This is a genomic window from Halopseudomonas litoralis (assembly GCF_900105005.1).
Classification (GTDB): domain Bacteria; phylum Pseudomonadota; class Gammaproteobacteria; order Pseudomonadales; family Pseudomonadaceae; genus Halopseudomonas; species Halopseudomonas litoralis.
On record NZ_LT629748.1, the window covers coordinates 2,037,998 to 2,055,956 of the forward strand.

Genomic DNA, 17,959 nt, shown 5'->3' on the forward strand with positions numbered 1-17,959 from the left:
ATGCTCTGCGTCCCGACCCTCACCATTTGTGCAAGCTGCCAGTTCGAACGCTGGAGCGTCCAGGACGCGGTTCCCACGCCGAGCGTGGGAACCATTGTTTGGGGGCGGGCTCTGCGCCCCGCCCCTCCGCCGTGCAAGCAGCCAGCTCGGAAACGAGACGTTGACTCACAACCCGATCGTTCCCACGCTCCTGCGTGGGAATGCATGCCGGGATGCTCTGCGTCCCGACCCTCACCATTTGTGCAAGCTGCCAGTTCGAACGCTGGAGCGTCCAGGACGCGGTTACCACGCGGGAGCGTGGGAACCATCGTTTGGGGGCGAGCTCTGCGCCCCGCCCTCCGCCGTGCAAGCAGCCAGCTCGGAAACGAGACGTTGACTCACTACCCGATCGTTCCCACGCTCCTGCGTGGGAACGCATGCCGGGATGCTCTGCGTCCCGACCCTCACCATTTGTGCAAGCTGCCAGTTCGAACGCTGGAGCGTCCAGGACGCGGTTACCACGCGGGAGCGTGGGAACCATCGTTTATGGAGGGCTCTGCGCCCCGCCCCTCCGCCGTGCAAGCAGCCAGCTCGGAAACGAGACGTTGACTCACTACCCGATCGTTCCCACGCTCCTGCGTGGGAACGCATGCCGGGATGCTCTGCGTCCCTACCCTCACCATTTGTGCAAGCTGCCAGTTCGAACGCTGGAGCGTCCAGGACGCGGTTACCACGCGGGAGCGTGGGAACCATCGTTTGGGGGCGGGCTCTGCGTCCCGGTCCCCACCGCTGTGTGAGCTGCAGCTAGTTCTGGATCCAGGGTTGTAGATCGATTAAGCCCTGTTCTCCTGCATAGTCCCGGGCACTGGAGTAGCGCCAGTGCTCAGGTCGGTCTACATAGCCTCGCTTGACTGGGTTCTGGTGAATGTACTCGAGCTTTTCCTGCATTACCCGTTCACTGCAGACCAACTCGGCATGCGAGCCTTCCTGCCATAGCTGGTAGACCCGATCCTGTTTGTGAGCCCGCTTGGCAAAGCGCAGCTGGCGCAGGGTGCCGGAGGAGTTTCTCTTTTCCAGGTAACTGATGATTTGCCGTGCTGTGAAGGATTTGAAGTTGCGGACTGCCGCGGCCAGGTCTGGCGCCTGGGCAACGTAGTGCAGGTGGTTTTCCAGAATTACGTAGCCATAGAGCCGCAAGCCATGTTGTTCCTGCTGGTAGCGCCAGCTATCGAGCAGGATATCAACCAATGCCGGTTGAGCGAACAGGGGTAGCCACTCCAGCACTGTGCAGGTGAGAAAGTGTGGTTGGTCTGGTGTCGTGATGAGGTAACGGTTGCGTCCCACGCTGCTTCCCTGGAGGCCTGATTCTGGTGAGCTACAGCATAGCGGTGAGCTGTGTGTCCGTCGGCAGGACTGGTCGGATCTGTGACGTGTTGCGCGTTTCTGTGGACGCGGTGCGTGTTTGCCGGCTCGGACGCTGGAGCGTCCAGGGCGCGATTATATGTCCTACATGCAGGACTTTTTGCTGACCGCGAAGGATATTTCCTTCGCGACGCTGGAGGGGGTCACGGCCAAAATGACATGAGACTTGTGTGAGGGCAGCCATGAACATGAGAATCAGCTGCCAGGTTGCGCTCCGCTTCGCTCTGGGGCGGAGCGGCGGGTTCGGACGCTGCAGCGAGCTTTCCCACAATCGTTTCGGCATGGCACTTTGATATGTAACGAGACTGAGACTGCAAAACCGTGAATAAGGTCAATATGTCTAACTATTCACCCTTATAGGCGAGTGTCGCCTTCATAAACAGAGTCTAGGGTTTGTCTCGGACTGGCTTGATGTCGGTCCGTCTATCCCTATCAAGAAAACAACAAGAGACTTCATTATGAAAGCACCTGTATTCAAACTCACCGGCCTTACTCTGGGCATGCTGCTATCTGCTGGCGCCATGGCGGTCAACCCGGGCGATCCCGCCCCAGGTCCAGGCACGGGTACCGGCTTTCCCGGTGTTTCTGATTTCGCCGCTGATGGTCCCTATTCGGTAACCAACAGCAACGTCAACAGCACCTGCGCCGTCTATCGTCCCCGCACCTTGGGCGAAGCCGGTGTGCCGCACCCGATCATTCTGTGGGGTAATGGTACGGGCAGCTCGCCAAGCACCTATCGCGGGCTGTTGGAACACTGGGCCAGCCATGGTTTTGTCGTGGCAGCGGCGCGTACCTCCAACGCCGGTTCCGGTGAAGAAATGATCGACTGCCTGGATTACCTGGTTGATCAGAATGGACGCAGTACCGGCACTTTCTCCGGCCAACTGAACGTCAACCGTGTTGCTACCGCGGGTCACTCCCAAGGTGGTGGCGGCAGTATCATGGCCGGTCAGGACAGCCGAGTGACGGTGAGCGCACCCTTCCAGCCCTACACCATCGGCCTCGGTCATCGCAGCTCTTCGCAAAGCAACCAGAGCGGACCGATGTTCCTGATGACCGGTGGCGGCGATACCATTGCCTCTCCGACGCTGAATGCCCAACCGGTATACAACCGCGCCAACGTACCGGTGTTCTGGGGTGAGCGGCGGTCGGTCAGCCACTTCGAGCCGGTCGGCAATGCCGGTGAGTATCGCGGTCCGTCCACCGCCTGGATGCGCTACCACCTGATGGATGACCAGAGCGCCGAAAGCGTTTTCTATGGCAGCAACTGCGATCTTTGCGGCGACAGAAACTGGGATATCCAGCGCAAGGGTATCAACTAAGAGCGCGGTAAGGCGTTATGCAGAGCCAGCCACTTTCGGGTGACTGGCTTTTTTTATCCCATCTCCAACCCGCTCCGATACCGTTTCGCCACATGGCAATTTGTCTCATTGCTCGCTCTGACTGGCTGACCGATCAGTCCGCCACCTCTTTACCATGGACGGGACACTTTATTCCTTGGTATCATCCCGCCACTATATCTTTCAAAAGTACAATACCAAGGCATCAATTCTATGAGCACCCCAGCTACCCCTCTGTCCATGGCTCTGTCACAACGTCAATCCGACGAGCGAGCCACTCCCATCAGCGCCTTCCGCATGGCTCGCCGCTGGTGGCTTGAAGGTCGCCGCTTGAATCTGTCTTTGCTTGCCGAAGAACTGGGCATAGGTCGCGCAACGCTGATGCGCTGGGTCGGTAATAAGGATCTGTTGATGGGCGAGATTCTCTGGTCGTTGTACAAGGGCATTTATGATCAGGCCATCGAAAAAGCCCGAGCTGATCACCCGGAAAAAGGCATCGACTTTCTGGGTCAGATCTACACCGATGTGAACGTCGCGCTGATCAACGCCAAGCCGATGCATGACTTTCTTGCTGCCGAGCCGCAATGGGGCCTGCAACTGCTGACCTCGAATGTCTCCGGCCTGCAGAAACGGTTGATGGATGAATGGCAGGCTCTGTTCGAAGAGGAGATTCAGGCTGGACGAATCAACCCGGAAATGGATGCCGAAAACCTGGCTTATTTCATTATCCGCATCGGTGAAGGCGCGATTTACTGCGATCTGATCTGCGGCCGCACACCCGTTCCGGAACGCGCCGGCCAGGCGTTTCGCCTACTGGTCAACGGCCACTCTCGCTGAGTTTCCTGAGGGCGGCGCTGCCCTGCTTCAGCGCCGCCGCAATGGCCATTCGATGATGAAGCAGGCTCCACCGAGAGCTTGCGACGCTTCAGCCTGCGCCCTGCCGCCGTGCCAGAACATGATGCGGCGTACTATCGATAACCCGAGGCCATAGCCACCCGACGAGCGCGTGCGGCTCAGGTCCATGCGCATGAAGGGGGTGAAGATCTTTTCCCGGTAGGCTTCGGGAATACCTTGGCCGTCATCCTCGATGGATATCCGACACATGCCGTGCTGTATGCGCGTGGTGATTTTCACCTGGCTGCTGGCATGGCGCATGGCATTGCCGATCAGGTTGGTGATCGCCCGCTGAATGTAGCGCGGCTCGGCATCCACATGCCGCCCCAGCCCCCATGAATTGTCGACATGCTCCAGCTGGATATTGCTGTCCAGCGGTGCCAGCTCGGCCATGACGTGCTCGACCATCCCTGGAATATTGGTGCCTTTCATGGTGATGGCCGGTGCGCCCTGCTCCAGTCTCGCGTAGGTCAGGATCTCGTCGACCAGCCGGTCCAGCTCGCTGAGGTCGCCATCCATGCCGTCGACAAAACGTTTGCGGTCTTCGTCGCTGGTGGCGGTTTCGAGCATTTCCAGCCCGAACCTCAGCCGCGCTACCGGAGTACGCAATTCATGGGACACCGAGCCGATGGTTTCCCGTTGAATGCGCATGAGGCGCTGCACGTGCCCGGCCATTTCATTGAAGGCGCGCGCCAGCCGACTCACCGAATCCTGGCTGTCCATGTTCACCCGGAAATCCAGATTGCCGCTGCTGATATGCACCGCGGCGGCCTCCAGTGTCATCAGACGCTGTTCCAGCTGGCGCACCAATAGATAGATCAGCAGTCCGGTCAGCGTCAGCGCCAACAGCCCCATGATGATCAGCAGTTCCGGCGGGTAGGCGCTCATCTGGTACAGCGGGCCCAGATGCAGAATCCACTCAGTACCGGGGATTTTCAGATACAGCAGTACCGAATAGCCGTCCGGGCCGAGCGCCATGACGGTGTCACTTTCATCCAGGCGGCGGATCTGGTCGGCATCCAGATCCGATTCGTGCTGACGGGTCAGCTGCAACGGGTAACCGAAGCCCTTTTCTCGACGCAGTTCGTGCAAGCGGGCTGGCATATCCGACTCGGGCCGTCGGACCAGCTCGTCGGCAATCAGAAACAGCGTGGCCCGGCCCAGCTGCTCGGAAATCCGCTGGATAGTCGCCGTCAGGATCGCTTCGTCCTGCATATCCACCAGCGCCAGCGCAAGCACATCCTCACCCGCAGGCTGCACCAGTACCCGTCCCTTGATCAATTTCGACCAGCTGGACGAGTCCAGATGCAGGGATTCCAGCGGTTGGATAGCCAGCGGCACGCCCATCAGCCGTTGCCAGACATTCATCGCCTGGCGCCGCTCGGATGCATCCATAGGTTTCAGGTTGTCGGCCATCAACCGGAAGGTACCGCTGGCGATACGCTCGCGATAATCTTCGGCACGGACATCATTGATCAGATGCACACTCAGCAGCGTCACCAGTGACACCGTGACCAGCACCAACAGCATGCCGCCATAGATGCGCAGAAAGATCGAGTTCACGGCAGGTCCAGTTCGGGGGCGACGAACAGATAGCCTTTGCTGCGCACCGTTTTGATCAGTCGCGGCATGTCGGGATCGTCACCGATCTTCGGGCGGATGCGGGAGATGCGGACATCGATGGAGCGGTCCTGACCGTCGTATTCGATGCCTCTGAGCGCAACGAAGGTTTCTTCACGACTGAGAATACGCCCGGCGTTGCTGGCCAGCAGCCACAACAGGTCGAACTCGGCGCCGGTCAGGTCAATCAATTCATTGGCCAGCCAGGCTTCGCGGCGGGTGTTATCAATGACCAGAGCGCCAAAGCTCAGACGGGTAACAGGTATCTGCGGCGCCTCCGCCTCGGTGCGCCGCAGCAAGGCACGAATACGCGCCAGCAGCACCTGGGGCCGAACCGGTTTGTTGACGAAATCATCCGCGCCCAGATCAAGGCCCTTGATATGGTCCTGATCGTCACTGCGAGCGGTCAGCATCAGTATGGGCCGGGCAAAACCGGCGGCACGCAGGCGGCGGCAAATGGACAGGCCATCTTCGCCTGGCAGCATCAGGTCGAGCACGACCAGCGCCGGCGGATGGGCCAGAATGCTGTCGACGGCCTTGGCGCCATCTTCGATCAAGTCGATCTGCAGCCCCTGCGACTGTAGAAACTCACCAATCAAGGCGGCCAGTTTCGCGTCATCTTCGACAATGACAATACGTTCTTTTTCTGCGTGCATCCCGCTACCCTTGGGTTACGTCCGGAAGGAGCCGCAGATTGTATCATCGGCATAAAAAAAGGCCGGCTAAATGCCGACCTTTATCTGTGTGACGGATCAGGCCTTGTCGATCCCATCCTTCAGAGCGTCTTTGGTCCGCCCCTTCACCTGCTGGGCTTCACCCTTGCGCTCCTGCATTTTGCCTTCGGCCTTGGTGCTCGGCTTGTCGCTCATCTGCTTACCTTTACCAACGACTTCGTTCACCTTGCCTTTCATCTTGTCTGTGGTGCTGGTCATGATCTGAACCTCTTTTATGGGTACAGAACAATTGACCGGAGGAAGCGACAGAGGTTGCAATTATTTCACCAGCAGGACTGGTACCGTGACGTCATGCACCACCCGGGTCGCGACTGACCCCATGACCAGATTACCCAGGCTGCCCATACCGCGGGTGCCCATCACGACTGTATCGCAGTTGTACTTTTTAACCGCGGCGACAATGGTCGAGACCACTTCCCCCACGGCTTGGTGCGCCTCATGGCGAATGGCGGCCGCCTGCAGCATCAGCACCGCCTCGGCATTGACTGCTTCGGCATGCTTGAGCGCGCCCTGGCGCAGATCTTCCAGCATGGTTGCAGGTACATAGTTGCCGTAGAGGTTGGCTTCGCGCTGCACGTTCAGCACATGTACGAGAATGTCGGGATAGGCCTTGGAAGCCTCAACCAGATAGTTGACCGCGCGCTTGGCGGAGTCCGACCCGTCAAATGGAACCAGTACGTTTTGCATAGCTACTCCCTCGTGGTGGTTGTTCTGTACCCTGAGGATAGCTGCTATATGACCGCTACGCATTTGATCTGGGTCAAGCCCTCGTCAATACATCAGGTGCGCGGCAGGGTTACGCCACGCTGGCCCTGATATTTACCACCCCGGTCCTTGTAGGACACCTCGCATTCTTCGTCAGATTCGAAGAACAGCATCTGGGCTACGCCTTCGTTGGCGTAGATCTTGGCCGGCAGTGTGGTGGTGTTGGAGAATTCCAGAGTGACGTGGCCTTCCCATTCCGGTTCCAGCGGGGTGACGTTGACGATGATACCGCAGCGAGCATAGGTGCTCTTGCCCAGGCAGATGGTCAGTACGTTGCGCGGGATGCGGAAATATTCCACGGTGCGCGCCAGGGCGAAGGAATTCGGCGGGATGATGCAGACGTCGCTTTTCACGTCGACGAAGCTCTTCTCATCAAAATTCTTCGGGTCGACGGTAGCTGAATGGATGTTGGTGAACACCTTGAATTCGTCAGCGCAGCGTACGTCATAGCCGTAGCTGGACACCCCATAGGAGATCACCCGCTCGCCTTCGTCACCACGCACCTGGCGCTCGACAAAAGGTTCGATCATCCCCTGTTCCTGGGACATGCGACGTATCCAACGGTCCGATTTGATGCTCATGGGTTTGTCCTGATCCAAGCGTGGTTAAAGGCCTGGATCTTAGCATTGCATGGGTATGAAAGTCTTCTGGTTCGGGGCTGCGTAGGTGCTCAGCTCTGGGCGCCCTGCGAGCGCCCTCTCTCAATCGTCGCTGATGCTGATATCCGGCATGGCGCTCTGTCCGGCGCGGGCGGCGATGCGAGCGCCGACGTGGCGGGCCATGTCCTGGTAGATCATGCTGATCTGGCATTCCGGCTCGGCGATGACCGTGGGTTTGCCGCCGTCGGCTTGTTCGCGAATCATCATCGATAGTGGCATTGAAGCCAGCAAATCGACGCCGTACTCATCCGACAGCCGCTCACCACCGCCTTCACCGAACAGATGTTCGGCATGGCCGCAGTTGGAGCAGATGTGCACGGCCATATTCTCGACCACACCCAGCACCGGAATGTTGACCTTGTGGAACATCTCGACGCCCTTGCGCGCATCCAGCAGGGCGATGTCCTGCGGCGTGGTGACGATAACCGAACCGGTGACCGGCACCTTCTGCGCCAGGGTCAACTGGATGTCACCGGTGCCCGGCGGCATGTCGACCACCAGATAATCCAGCTCATCCCAGGCGGACTGGGTGAGCAGCTGCATCAGCGCGCCGGAAACCATGGGCCCGCGCCAGGCCATGGGGGTGTTGTCATCAGCCAGAAAGGCCATGGTCATGACCTGCACACCGTGGGCGCGGGGCGGAACAAAGAACTTCTCGTCACGCACCTGCGGCCGGGTACCCGAGGGTACGCCCAGCATCATGCCCATGCTCGGGCCATAGATATCCGCATCCAGCACACCGACGCGCGCGCCTTCGGCGGCCAGCGCCAGCGCCAGGTTGACGGCGGTGGTGGATTTACCCACGCCACCCTTGCCGGAGGCTACCGCGATGATGTTCTTGACGTTGGCCAGGGCCGGGATACTACCCTGCGCGGGGGCGGCGGGGACTTCCCAGCGGACCTTGATATCGGCCGATTCCACGCCCGGCACGTTCTCGACGGCCACTTTGAGCATCTGAGCGATGCCGTTGATGATGTTGTTGGCCGCATAGCCCAGCACGATGTCCGCGCTGACCCGGGCGCCATCCACTTGCAGTGACCGAAGACAGCCCGCGGCCAACAGGTCGGTCTTGAGATAGGGGTCCTGATAACTGGCCAGGGCCCGTTCTACAGCGGAGCGGTCAATCTGCGTCATGGTGTAATCCTATGGGGAACAAGATCCCCACATGCTACTGCCTGTGACGCCGATTGACCACGTCCTGCAACCTACTCCTGCGGCGTTACCGACTCAGCTGCGTCGTCGCTGGCGTTATCGGTGTGGTCCAGGTCGCCCGGTGTGGGGGATTCGCCAGGCTCGATGCTGTCGTTGGTCTCGGTGGTTTCTACCGGTTCGCCCGCGGACTCCGGCTCACCTTCATCGACCAGCTCCAGCAATGCGTTGAGCAGGTTCTCACCGCGGTCACCGACCATGTCCACAAACACGTCACGGACCGGCAGGCTGCGCTCACGGAACGCCGCGCGCTCTTCCGGGGTGAGGCGGATGATTTCGATGTCGCTGTTCTCGGTGATGATATCGAGGCGCTCGGCATTCAGGCGGGTCTGGACTTCATGGATATAGGGCACCAGCTCCACCACCGCGTCTTCGATGATCTCTTCGTGCTCGTCGGACAGGTTGTCATACCAGTCGCTGTTGGCCATGACGGTGGCGACGAACTGCGCCTGGTTGGCGAAGATCATGTAGTCCTGCACCTGGTAGAAGTCCATCTCCTGATGGGCAAAGACCGGCTGGATGTTGCCATCCAACTGCCCCAGCTGCAGGCCGCTGTACAGCTCGCCGTACTCCATGGTGGTCGGGTTGGCGCCGTAGGCGCTGTAGGTTTCACGCAGCAGGCGATTATCCATGGTGCGGATGGCCAGACCGGCGAAATCCTCGGGGGTGCGTACTGCCTTGTTGGCGGTCCAGACCTGCCAGCCTTCAGGCACGATTGCCAGCGGGTGCAGGTTGCGCTCACGGAAGGCATCGACCAGGTCGTCATTCTTGCGGAACTGCTCGTCGTTGAGAATCTGCGTGTTGCGCAGCTCATCGTCGGTCAATACGAAGCTCAGGCTGAAGAGCTGGGACTCGGGCACAGTGCCGCCGAGAAAGCCCGACCCAAATGCCAGCTGCACCGAACCGGCCTGTACCTGGTCATAGATATCGGTGAGGCCACCGAGCTGACCGTACGGGAAAAGTCGCACTTCGACTTGCCCATCGGTTTTCTCGCTGACGATCTCCGCGAAGCGGTTGGCGTATTCATACTGCACGCTGCCCTGGATTTCTTCCAGGCCGAAACGCCAGACTTCCACCTGTCCGGTTGCCGGTTGTTCGTCGGCTGCCGTTTGTGCCTTCTGCTGCTCGTCATCGCTGCCACAGGCCGCGAGAATCAGCGCCGCAGCGCCTACCCATCCATTTCGCCATTTCATGGAACTTTCCTCTTCGATTGTTCTGATTAGCACTGAAACAGTATCACAGGGTCCGGAGATGTCCATGTGACGGCCCGTGCAATTGGAAAAAAGATGCTGTATTTTGAAAAAAAGCGAAAAACGCAGCGGTATGGCGGCTATATTCTTCGTCATAGAAAGAATCAGGAAGGAAATATAATGCCCGAGCCCGCAGCAAGGCAGGCAAAGCATTCGAACACGAACGCGCTCATCAGGATGCTGAGCCTGGCTGACCGGCTGATCGAGCGGGTGGAGAAATTCATCCTCGGCGGCAGCGTGTTGTTTCTTACCGGCCTGCTGACTCTGCATGTACTGGGCCGACAGCTGCTCGACAGTGGCGTTACCGGCCAGGTCGAGCTGACTCAGTTCAGTCTTGTGATCATGACCTTTGCCGGCCTGGGATACGCTGTGCGCCGGGCCCGCCACATCGCCATGTCGGCGTTCTATGATCAGTTGCGCGGCTGGCCACGCAAGGCTCTGCTGGTCTGTATCTGCATTACCTCGGGTACGCTGATGTTGTTTCTTGCCTGGCATGCCTGGGCTTACGTGGATTCCATCCGCGCCATGAACCGCACTTCCTCCGCACTGAGCATTCCTCTCTGGATTCCCTATCTGATCGCGCCGATCGGCTTTGTCCTGGCTACCATCCAGTATTGGCTGACGGCCTTGCGCAATCTGACCTCGGACAAGCTCTACCGCTCGTTCACCGAGCTGGAGCGCTATGACGAGGTGCCTGTCGATGACAGCAATCAGGAATAACTCATGCTGACGCTGACCCTCATCATTACTGTCCTGTTGCTGCTGCTGGGCTTCCCGATGATGTTTCCGCTGCTAGCAGCCAGCCTCATGCTGCTGTTTCTGGTGTTGCAGATGGACAATGTCGGTTTGCTGATCGGGCAGATGATCAGTGGTGTGCAGACCTGGGCGCTGGCGGCTGTGCCGCTGTTTATCTTCGCCGCCGACCTGATGACCCGCGGGCGTACCGCCAACAGGTTGCTGGATCTGGTGCAGAGTTTTGTCGGGCATCTGCGCGGCGGCTTGCCCATAACCACCGCCGCCAGCTGTACCCTGTTCGGCGCGGTATCCGGTTCGACCCAGGCGACGGTGGTGGCCATGGGCGGGCCGATGCGGCCGAAGCTGCTGGAAAAGGGTTATTCGGACAAGTTCAGCATCGCGCTGATCATCAATGCCAGCGACATCGCCCTGCTGATTCCGCCGAGCATCGGTCTGATTATTTATGGCGTGGTGTCCGGCGCCTCCATCGGCGACCTGTTCATTGCCGGCATTCTGCCCGGCCTGTTGCTGCTGCTGCTGTTCTCGGCCTATTGCTGGATCGCCTCCATTCGCATGGGCATCGAGCCGGAGCCGAAGGCTACCTGGCGGTACCGTTGGCAGGCGCTGAAAAAGGCTGCCTTGCCGCTGGGCTTTCCGCTGGTGGTGGTCGGCGGCATCTATGGCGGCCTGTTCAGCCCGACCGAGGCGGCGGCGATCGCGGTGCTCTATGCGGTGGTGCTGGAGATCGTCATTCTGCGCTCGGTCAAGGTAACCGAGCTGTGGGATATAGCATTGTCCACCGGCCTGATCACCGCCGTGGTGTTCATTCTGGTGGCGGCGGGCAACGCCTTCACCTATACCATTTCCTTTGCCGGCATCCCGCAGGCGATCCTCAATCCGATCATTGCCGATATCGGCCATAGCCAGGTGATGGTGCTGTCGCTGATCGCGGTCTCCTTTTTCATCGGTTGCATGTTCGTTGACCCTATTGTGGTCATCCTCATTCTCACGCCGCTGTTCAAGCCGGCGGTTGCCGCCGCCGGGCTGGACCCGGTGCATGTGGGCATCATCGTCACGCTGCAGGCCGCCATCGGCTCGGCGACTCCGCCCTTCGGCTGCGATATCTTCACTGCCATGGCGATCTTCCGCCGACCGTATTTCGATGTGATCCGCGGTACACCACCGTTTTTCGCTCTGCTGGTACTGGCGACCATCATCCTGATCCTGTTCCCCTCAATCTCCCTGTGGCTGCCTTCACTGGCCAGTTGATATTACAAATAGTTACTATTGTTTGAGACAGTTCTGCCGATAAGCTAGCAAGCAGCACTTTGAGACTCCTGTGTCTCAGGTGACTCACGGATGAAACACAACAACGCCCCGGAAAGGGGCACCGGGGGAACCATGCAGGCAATTTCCACACCCAACGATACCCAAACCGCGTTACCTTTTTCCCCTGCCGGCACCCGCACTGGTACGGGTCTGGCCCTGTCCATCTGTATTCTCGCGCTGGGCGGCACACTGCTGTGGCTGGGCGACGGCTTGATCCGCATGCTGGCGCTGGGTTTGACGGCGGTCTCGCTGTTCTTCATCTGGCAACTCATCCGCGAGCAGCAACAGGCCTCACCGCTGATCAGCCGGCTCGATCAGGCGAACGCGCTGCAGATCGACCTGTCCGCAACAGTCGGACAGGACACGAGCGCCGTCAGCCAGACATTCGACAGCTTCAGCACCCGACTGCGCAGCATGATGCTCGATCTGCAACAGCAGAGCCTGAGCATCGCGCTGGCTTCGGCACGCAACCGGGTTCTTACCGAGCGCACGGAAACCGAGGCCAAGGCACAGCAACAGCTGTCCGAGCTGATCTTCCAGGCCAGTGACCAGACCACCATCGCCCTGCAGGACATTGCTGCCCGCACCAGCAATATCACCGGCATGACGGCACGCAACCTGGATGGGGCAAAGGAATCGCAGACGCAACTGACCGAGGCGTGTAATCGGATGCAGCAGATCAGCGAGGCGATGTCCGGCTTCAAGGGCAATATCGAGGCGCTGGATGCCAGTTCCGGACAGATCCGCAAGATCCTCACCACGGTCCAGGACTTCTCCGCTCAGACCAACATGCTGGCGCTGAACGCGGCCATCGAAGCCGCCCGGGCCGGCGAGCAGGGTCGCGGCTTTGCGGTAGTGGCTGATGAGGTGCGTAACCTGTCGATTCAAGTGGGTAACGCGGCGGATCAGATTGATCGGCTGATGGAGCAGATGCTCGGCGCCATGACCGGGGCCGAGGAGCAGACTCGCCACATGCAGGAGCAGTCGGATAATGCCGGTGTGGCGGTCCGCGGTGCGGCGGATCAGTTTGGTGTGATGGTCGAGGATTTCCAGCTGACCAATGATGATCTGTTGATGGTCAGCAGCGCGCTGGAAGAACTGGCGGTGGGCAACCAGGAAACCCATCAGCACAGCAGCCAGATCCGTGACAGCAGCCTGACCATCAGTCGGAACATGGAACAGAGCTTTGTGCTGGCCGACCACCAGCGCGACGAAAGCAATGTGGTGTTGCAGACGCTGAGCCTGATCCGTCTGGGCGAAGGTCGTCTGGAGCAGGTCAGTGATATATTGCTCACTCGCCGGGGCCGCCTGGAGGCCGTCCTGCAGGAGCTGGATCAACGTGGCGTGGATATGTTCGACCGCAGCTACCAGGCCCTCAAGGACCAGCCGGGCAAACATCGGGTCAGTTGGACCGATTCCTTCCGCCAATTGGTGCAGCCGCTGCTGGATGAGTGGGATTGCGGAGGCGAAGATGGCGTGCTGTATATGACGGCCATTGATGATCAGGGCTACATGGCCGCCGCGCGCACCGCCGCCTCTCAGCCGCTGAGCGGAGACCCGCGCAAGGACGCCATGCGCAGTACCCATATGCGCTTCACCATCAGCAACCCGGTGGAGCTGGAGAACCTGCGCAGATGTACTTACATAAGCATGGGTACCTTCATCCTGCCCGACGGCCGCCCGATCTATGTGCTGTTCGTGCCGCTGATGCTCAAGGATCGCCGCTGGGGAACCCTGACCGCCGGGGTTCTACCGACAGCGCTGGGGCTTGAGTAGAGCGCGATTACTCCTTGACGAGCTGCATGAAGGCCACTGCGCGACCTGCGGCCTGGTTGATCAGATCTGTCTGGGTCAGGCCGCTGCTTTTCAGAGGTTTGAGGTCGTGGTCGCCGGTGTCCAGCCAGCTGACTTGCAGTTGCTCGGACAGCACATACTCAGCCACCTCATCGGGCCTGCCGAGGGGGTCGCGGGTACCTTGGATGATCAGGCCACGAGTGCGCAGCGGGGCCAGATGGTCGGTGCGCAGCTTCTCCGGCTTGCCGGGCGGGTGGAATGGGTAGCCGAAACAGATCAGCCCAGCCGGCTGCAGCTCGTCAGCGAGCAGGCTGGCAACCCGTCCACCCATGGATTTACCGCCGATATACAGCGGCGGCTGGCAAGAACGGTAATGCTCACGAAAGCTGTCCTGCAACGCCGGCATGGGATTGGGCGGCCGCTTGCCGCCCCCTGTCCGCCTGTCGGCCATATAGGGGAATTCGAAACGCAAAACGCGTATGCCGCGCGTGGCCAGAGCGTCGGCGAGCTGGTTCATATAGTCGCTGTCCATCGGTGCGCCGGCGCCATGAGCCAGCAACAGCGTTGCCTGCGTCTGCGTGGAAGGTCTGGTTTCGAGAAAAGATGACGACACGGGTGCTCCAGATATTGTTGCCCTGGGGGTCAGGTAGCGATGCGCTGGCCTCTACCTTACATCGACTACCCGGTTTTCCAACCAGACACCTTGATTCAGGCCATGTGCGACATCATGCCACATCAAGGCCGGAGGCCATCTCTTCACAGCGGCACCCACGGGGACTATCCTTGTTCACCCGGTCATTCGGCCCATGGCCGGCACCGCCCGGCCTCCGGGCAGGCGTCAGGGTACCAACGCGATTTCGCCTTGTCGCGGAAGCTTTCATCGATCAAAAACCTTCCTCGACAAACATCAGCGAACCGCTGTGAATCCCGCCGCGCTGCCCCCTGAAGTGGCCATTACATTGACACGTGTCATTGCAAACAGTATGGGCATTCCTCATACTTGCCGCCGCTTTGACCCCCTTTAACCATTGCTATCCGTGGAATCTCTCGCATGAGCACAGCTACCACTCCGACAGCCTATAACTACAAGGTGGTACGCCAGTTCGCCGTCATGACGGTGGTCTGGGGTATCGTAGGTATGGCATTAGGTGTCTTCATTGCGGCCCAGCTGGTCTGGCCCGCACTCAACTTTGACCTACCCTGGACCAGCTTCGGACGCTTGCGCCCGCTGCACACCAACGCGGTCATTTTTGCCTTTGGCGGTTGTGCCCTGATCGGCACGTCGTTTTACGTGGTGCAGCGCACTACGCAGGCTCGACTGATATCAGACAAAATGGCCGCCTTCGTGTTCTGGGGCTGGCAGGCTGTTATCGTGCTCGCAGTGATCACCTTGCCGCTGGGCTATACCAGCACCAAGGAGTACGCTGAGCTGGAGTGGCCGATCGACATTCTGATCACGCTGGTGTGGCTGGCTTACGGTCACGTGTTCTTCGGCACCATTGCCAAGCGCAAGATGAAGCACATCTACGTAGCCAACTGGTTCTACGGGGCATTCATCATCACTATCGCGGTGCTGCACATCGTCAACAACATGGCGATGCCGGTGAGCATGTGGAAAGCCTATTCCATGTATGCCGGTGCTACCGATGCGATGGTTCAGTGGTGGTACGGTCATAACGCCGTGGGCTTCTTCCTGACTGCAGGCTTCCTCGGCATGATGTACTACTTCGTGCCCAAGCAGACCGAGCGTCCGGTTTACTCCTACCGCCTGTCGATCGTGCACTTCTGGGCACTGATCGGCCTGTACATCTGGGCTGGCCCGCACCACCTGCACTACACCGCCCTGCCTGACTGGGCTCAGACCCTGGGTATGGTGATGTCGCTGATTCTGCTGGCTCCAAGCTGGGGTGGCATGATCAACGGGATGATGACCCTATCCGGCGCTTGGCACAAACTCCGCACCGACCCGATTCTGCGCTTCCTGGTCGTGGCACTGGCCTTCTACGGCATGTCCACCTTTGAAGGCCCGATGATGGCCATCAAGACCGTGAACGCCCTGTCGCATTACACTGACTGGACTATCGGCCACGTACACGCCGGCGCGCTGGGCTGGGTTGCTATGATCTCCATCGGCGCGATCTACCACATGCTGCCGAAGGTGTTCGGTCGTGAGCAGATGCACAGCATCGGCCTGATCAACGCGCACTTCTGGCTGGCCACTATCGGTACTGTTCTTTACATCGTATCCATGTGGGTCAACGGTATCACCCAAGGTCTGATGTGGCGCGCAGTCAACGTTGACGGCACGCTGACCTACTCGTTCGTCGAGGCGCTGGAAGCCAGCCATCCGGGCTTCATCGTCCGCTGGATCGGCGGCCTGTTCTTCCTGATCGGCATGCTGCTGATGGCCTATAACAGCTGGCGCACCATCCGTGCCGCCAAGCCGGCCGAAGCCCAAGCCGCAGCCCAGATCGCCTGAGGAATTGATTGATGAGACAGCATGAGATTGTTGAAAAGAACGTTGGCCTGCTGATCGTACTGATTGTTGTTGCGATCAGCTTCGGTGGCCTGACCCAGATCGTGCCGCTGTTCTTCCAGGACGAAACCACCCAGCCGGTTGAGGGCCTGCGGCCCTACACCGCGCTGGAGCTGGAAGGCCGCGACATCTACATCCGCGAAGGCTGCGTCAGCTGCCACTCGCAGATGATCCGTCCGTTCCGCTCTGAAACCGAGCGTTACGGCCATTACTCCGTCGCCGGTGAAAGCGTCTGGGAACACCCCTTCCTGTGGGGCTCCAAGCGTACCGGTCCGGACCTGGCCCGTGTTGGCGAGCGTTACTCTGATGACTGGCACCGCGCGCACCTGATCAACCCTCGTGACGTGGTACCTGAGTCGAAGATGCCTTCGTACCCCTGGTTGCAGGAAAATGTCCTGACTGGTAAGCACACCGCCCGGAAAATGGAAGTGCTGCGCAAGCTGGGCGTTCCATACACCGATGAAGACATTGCCGGAGCCACTGAAGCGGTCAAGGGCGCAGCTGAAATCGATGCGCTGATCGCCTATCTGCAGCATCTGGGCACTGTCATCTCCGACCGCCGGTAACTACCCCAATGGATATCAACACTCTACGCGGCATCGCCACCATCTTCGCCATGGTGGCCTTTATCGGCATCGTCTTGTGGGCCTACAGCTCATACAAGAAGAAGGATTTTGATGAGGCCGCTCAGCTGCCCTTCGCCGACGACGATGAAGACCAGAAAACGCGTGAGCAGCAAGACACCAGGAGTAATGAAAAATGAGCAATTTCTGGAGCGGGTACATCATTACCCTCACCGTCGTCTTCCTTCTGTTGGTCACCTGGATCCTGTTTGCCACGCGCAAGGGGCAACGGCCGGACCAGACCGACGACACCACCGGCCATGAGTACGATGGCATCGCCGAACTGGATAACCCCCTGCCCCGCTGGTGGTTCATGCTGTTCGTCGCCACCATCGTGTATGCGGTGATCTATCTGATCCTGTACCCCGGCATGGGCAAGTTCCCCGGCGTGTTGGGCTGGACTCAGGTTGGTCAGTACGAGCGTGAAGTCGAGCGTGCTGAAGCGCAGTTTGCACCTATCTTCGCTCGCTACATCGATATGCCGATCGAAGAAGTGGCACGGGATGAAGAAGCAGGCCGCATCGGTCAGCGTCTGTTCGCCACCAACTGCTCGGTATGTCACGGTTCTGATGCGCGGGGCGCCTTCGGCTTCCCCAACCTGACAGACAATGACTGGATCTGGGGCGGGGAACCAGAGCAGATCATGACCACAATACGTGAAGGCCGTCAGGCTGCCATGCCGGCATGGCTGGCGGTAATCGGTGAGCAGGGTGTGCGCAACACGGCAGGTTACGTGCGCAGCCTGTCCGGCCTGGAATCGGACGGCATGGACATCGAGGCCGGCAAGCAGGTGTTCAACACCAACTGCGTGGCCTGTCATGGTCCGGACGGCAAGGGCAACCCGCTGCTGGGCGCGCCTAACCTGACCGACGATGTATGGCTGTACGGTTCCAGCATGCTGCAGGTTCAGCACACCATCCGTGCTGGCCGTAACGGCAACATGCCTGCCCAGGCTCACCTGGGTGACGACAAGCTGCACATGCTTGCCGCCTACGTCTACGGCCTCTCGCTGGAAGACAAGTAACCCTCAGCGACGCCATGTCGCATGGTGCCCACCGCCCGGCCCGGTT

Annotated in this window: 18 protein-coding genes; 9 read left to right on the forward strand and 9 right to left on the reverse strand. The window is 59.6% G+C overall.

Features of this window, described 5'->3' with window-relative positions; translation table 11 throughout:
• Positions 1-783 precede the first annotated feature (783 nt).
• On the reverse strand, positions 784-1,323 hold the full coding sequence (locus tag BLU11_RS09840; protein WP_090273170.1) for an REP-associated tyrosine transposase: 540 nt from the start codon (positions 1,321-1,323) through the stop codon (positions 784-786).
• Positions 1,324-1,859: 536 nt separating this feature from the next.
• On the opposite strand from BLU11_RS09840, the gene BLU11_RS09845 reads away from it, so the two are divergent.
• Both BLU11_RS09845 and BLU11_RS09850 read left to right on the forward strand, forming a co-directional pair.
• Entirely contained in the window at positions 1,860-2,723 is an 864-nt protein-coding gene (locus tag BLU11_RS09845) for a poly(ethylene terephthalate) hydrolase family protein (protein WP_090273171.1), read from the forward strand.
• 231 nt (positions 2,724-2,954) lie between these two features.
• Positions 2,955-3,578, forward strand: coding sequence for a QsdR family transcriptional regulator (locus tag BLU11_RS09850; RefSeq protein WP_090273172.1), 624 nt, complete (start codon positions 2,955-2,957; stop codon positions 3,576-3,578).
• A gap of 27 nt (positions 3,579-3,605) precedes the next feature.
• On the opposite strand, the gene BLU11_RS09855 is transcribed toward BLU11_RS09850, so the two are convergent.
• From BLU11_RS09855 to BLU11_RS09885, 7 genes are all read right to left on the reverse strand, one after another.
• Positions 3,606-5,198, reverse strand: coding sequence for an ATP-binding protein (locus tag BLU11_RS09855; RefSeq protein ID WP_090273173.1), 1,593 nt, complete (start codon positions 5,196-5,198; stop codon positions 3,606-3,608).
• The gene (locus BLU11_RS09860; protein WP_090273174.1) at positions 5,195-5,911 is read right to left on the reverse strand and encodes a response regulator transcription factor; all 717 of its coding nucleotides are present in this window, start codon (positions 5,909-5,911) and stop codon (positions 5,195-5,197) included. Before BLU11_RS09860 ends, BLU11_RS09855 begins: the two co-directional genes overlap by 4 nt.
• 96 nt (positions 5,912-6,007) lie before the next feature.
• A complete protein-coding gene (locus tag BLU11_RS09865) occupies positions 6,008-6,187 on the reverse strand; it encodes a CsbD family protein (RefSeq protein ID WP_090273175.1) in 180 nt (59 codons plus the stop codon).
• A gap of 60 nt (positions 6,188-6,247) precedes the next feature.
• Entirely contained in the window at positions 6,248-6,676 is a 429-nt protein-coding gene (locus BLU11_RS09870; RefSeq protein ID WP_090273176.1) for a universal stress protein, read from the reverse strand.
• A gap of 92 nt (positions 6,677-6,768) precedes the next feature.
• A complete protein-coding gene (dcd, locus tag BLU11_RS09875) occupies positions 6,769-7,335 on the reverse strand; it encodes a dCTP deaminase (RefSeq protein WP_090273177.1) in 567 nt (188 codons plus the stop codon).
• Positions 7,336-7,455: 120 nt separating this feature from the next.
• Positions 7,456-8,547: an iron-sulfur cluster carrier protein ApbC gene (gene apbC, locus BLU11_RS09880; RefSeq protein WP_090273178.1), complete on the reverse strand. Its 1,092-nt coding sequence runs from the start codon at positions 8,545-8,547 to the stop codon at positions 7,456-7,458.
• A 71-nt stretch (positions 8,548-8,618) separates the two neighbouring features.
• Complete coding sequence (locus BLU11_RS09885; protein WP_090273179.1) at positions 8,619-9,815, reverse strand: TRAP transporter substrate-binding protein; 1,197 nt, start codon at positions 9,813-9,815, stop codon at positions 8,619-8,621.
• 177 nt (positions 9,816-9,992) lie between these two features.
• Here BLU11_RS09885 and BLU11_RS09890 point away from each other — a divergent pair, with 177 nt between their 5' ends.
• From BLU11_RS09890 to BLU11_RS09900, 3 genes are all read left to right on the forward strand, one after another.
• Positions 9,993-10,592: a TRAP transporter small permease gene (locus tag BLU11_RS09890; protein ID WP_197674187.1), complete on the forward strand. Its 600-nt coding sequence runs from the start codon at positions 9,993-9,995 to the stop codon at positions 10,590-10,592.
• 3 nt (positions 10,593-10,595) lie between these two features.
• Positions 10,596-11,876 (forward strand): TRAP transporter large permease, encoded by a 1,281-nt coding sequence (locus BLU11_RS09895; protein WP_090273180.1) that lies wholly within the window; start codon positions 10,596-10,598, stop codon positions 11,874-11,876.
• Positions 11,877-11,966: 90 nt separating this feature from the next.
• Positions 11,967-13,712: a methyl-accepting chemotaxis protein gene (locus BLU11_RS09900; protein ID WP_090273181.1), complete on the forward strand. Its 1,746-nt coding sequence runs from the start codon at positions 11,967-11,969 to the stop codon at positions 13,710-13,712.
• A gap of 7 nt (positions 13,713-13,719) precedes the next feature.
• Here BLU11_RS09900 and BLU11_RS09905 read toward each other — a convergent pair whose 3' ends face one another.
• Positions 13,720-14,343: an alpha/beta fold hydrolase gene (locus BLU11_RS09905; RefSeq protein ID WP_231702188.1), complete on the reverse strand. Its 624-nt coding sequence runs from the start codon at positions 14,341-14,343 to the stop codon at positions 13,720-13,722.
• Positions 14,344-14,781: 438 nt separating this feature from the next.
• Between BLU11_RS09905 and ccoN the strand changes: the two genes are divergently transcribed.
• Genes ccoN through ccoP form a run of 4 tightly spaced genes read left to right on the forward strand, consistent with a single transcriptional unit; the run spans position 14,782 to position 17,913 of the window.
• Complete coding sequence (ccoN, locus tag BLU11_RS09910; protein WP_090273182.1) at positions 14,782-16,209, forward strand: cytochrome-c oxidase, cbb3-type subunit I; 1,428 nt, start codon at positions 14,782-14,784, stop codon at positions 16,207-16,209.
• Between the two features lie 11 nt (positions 16,210-16,220).
• A complete protein-coding gene (gene ccoO, locus BLU11_RS09915; protein WP_090273183.1) occupies positions 16,221-16,832 on the forward strand; it encodes a cytochrome-c oxidase, cbb3-type subunit II in 612 nt (203 codons plus the stop codon).
• A gap of 8 nt (positions 16,833-16,840) precedes the next feature.
• Positions 16,841-17,029, forward strand: a complete 189-nt coding sequence (locus BLU11_RS09920; protein WP_090273184.1) for a cbb3-type cytochrome oxidase subunit 3 — start codon at positions 16,841-16,843, stop codon at positions 17,027-17,029.
• Complete coding sequence (gene ccoP / locus BLU11_RS09925) at positions 17,026-17,913, forward strand: cytochrome-c oxidase, cbb3-type subunit III (protein WP_090273185.1); 888 nt, start codon at positions 17,026-17,028, stop codon at positions 17,911-17,913. The genes BLU11_RS09920 and ccoP overlap by 4 nt, the downstream gene beginning before the upstream one ends.
• Positions 17,914-17,959 lie beyond the last annotated feature (46 nt).

What these genes read in the sequence shown, in the direction of transcription:
- BLU11_RS09860 (WP_090273174.1), bottom strand. Translation starts at nt 5,911, where the DNA reads ATGCACGCAGAAAAAGAACGTATTGTCATTGTCGAAGATGACGCGAAA.
- BLU11_RS09870 (WP_090273176.1), bottom strand. Translation starts at nt 6,676, where the DNA reads ATGCAAAACGTACTGGTTCCATTTGACGGGTCGGACTCCGCCAAGCGC.
- BLU11_RS09920 (WP_090273184.1), top strand. Translation starts at nt 16,841, where the DNA reads ATGGATATCAACACTCTACGCGGCATCGCCACCATCTTCGCCATGGTG.
- BLU11_RS09900 (WP_090273181.1), top strand. Translation starts at nt 11,967, where the DNA reads ATGAAACACAACAACGCCCCGGAAAGGGGCACCGGGGGAACCATGCAG.
- ccoP (WP_090273185.1), top strand. Translation starts at nt 17,026, where the DNA reads ATGAGCAATTTCTGGAGCGGGTACATCATTACCCTCACCGTCGTCTTC.
- dcd (WP_090273177.1), bottom strand. Translation starts at nt 7,335, where the DNA reads ATGAGCATCAAATCGGACCGTTGGATACGTCGCATGTCCCAGGAACAG.
- BLU11_RS09845 (WP_090273171.1), top strand. Translation starts at nt 1,860, where the DNA reads ATGAAAGCACCTGTATTCAAACTCACCGGCCTTACTCTGGGCATGCTG.
- BLU11_RS09885 (WP_090273179.1), bottom strand. Translation starts at nt 9,815, where the DNA reads ATGAAATGGCGAAATGGATGGGTAGGCGCTGCGGCGCTGATTCTCGCG.
- BLU11_RS09890 (WP_197674187.1), top strand. Translation starts at nt 9,993, where the DNA reads ATGCCCGAGCCCGCAGCAAGGCAGGCAAAGCATTCGAACACGAACGCG.
- ccoO (WP_090273183.1), top strand. Translation starts at nt 16,221, where the DNA reads ATGAGACAGCATGAGATTGTTGAAAAGAACGTTGGCCTGCTGATCGTA.
- BLU11_RS09865 (WP_090273175.1), bottom strand. Translation starts at nt 6,187, where the DNA reads ATGACCAGCACCACAGACAAGATGAAAGGCAAGGTGAACGAAGTCGTT.
- apbC (WP_090273178.1), bottom strand. Translation starts at nt 8,547, where the DNA reads ATGACGCAGATTGACCGCTCCGCTGTAGAACGGGCCCTGGCCAGTTAT.
- BLU11_RS09895 (WP_090273180.1), top strand. Translation starts at nt 10,596, where the DNA reads ATGCTGACGCTGACCCTCATCATTACTGTCCTGTTGCTGCTGCTGGGC.
- ccoN (WP_090273182.1), top strand. Translation starts at nt 14,782, where the DNA reads ATGAGCACAGCTACCACTCCGACAGCCTATAACTACAAGGTGGTACGC.
- BLU11_RS09850 (WP_090273172.1), top strand. Translation starts at nt 2,955, where the DNA reads ATGAGCACCCCAGCTACCCCTCTGTCCATGGCTCTGTCACAACGTCAA.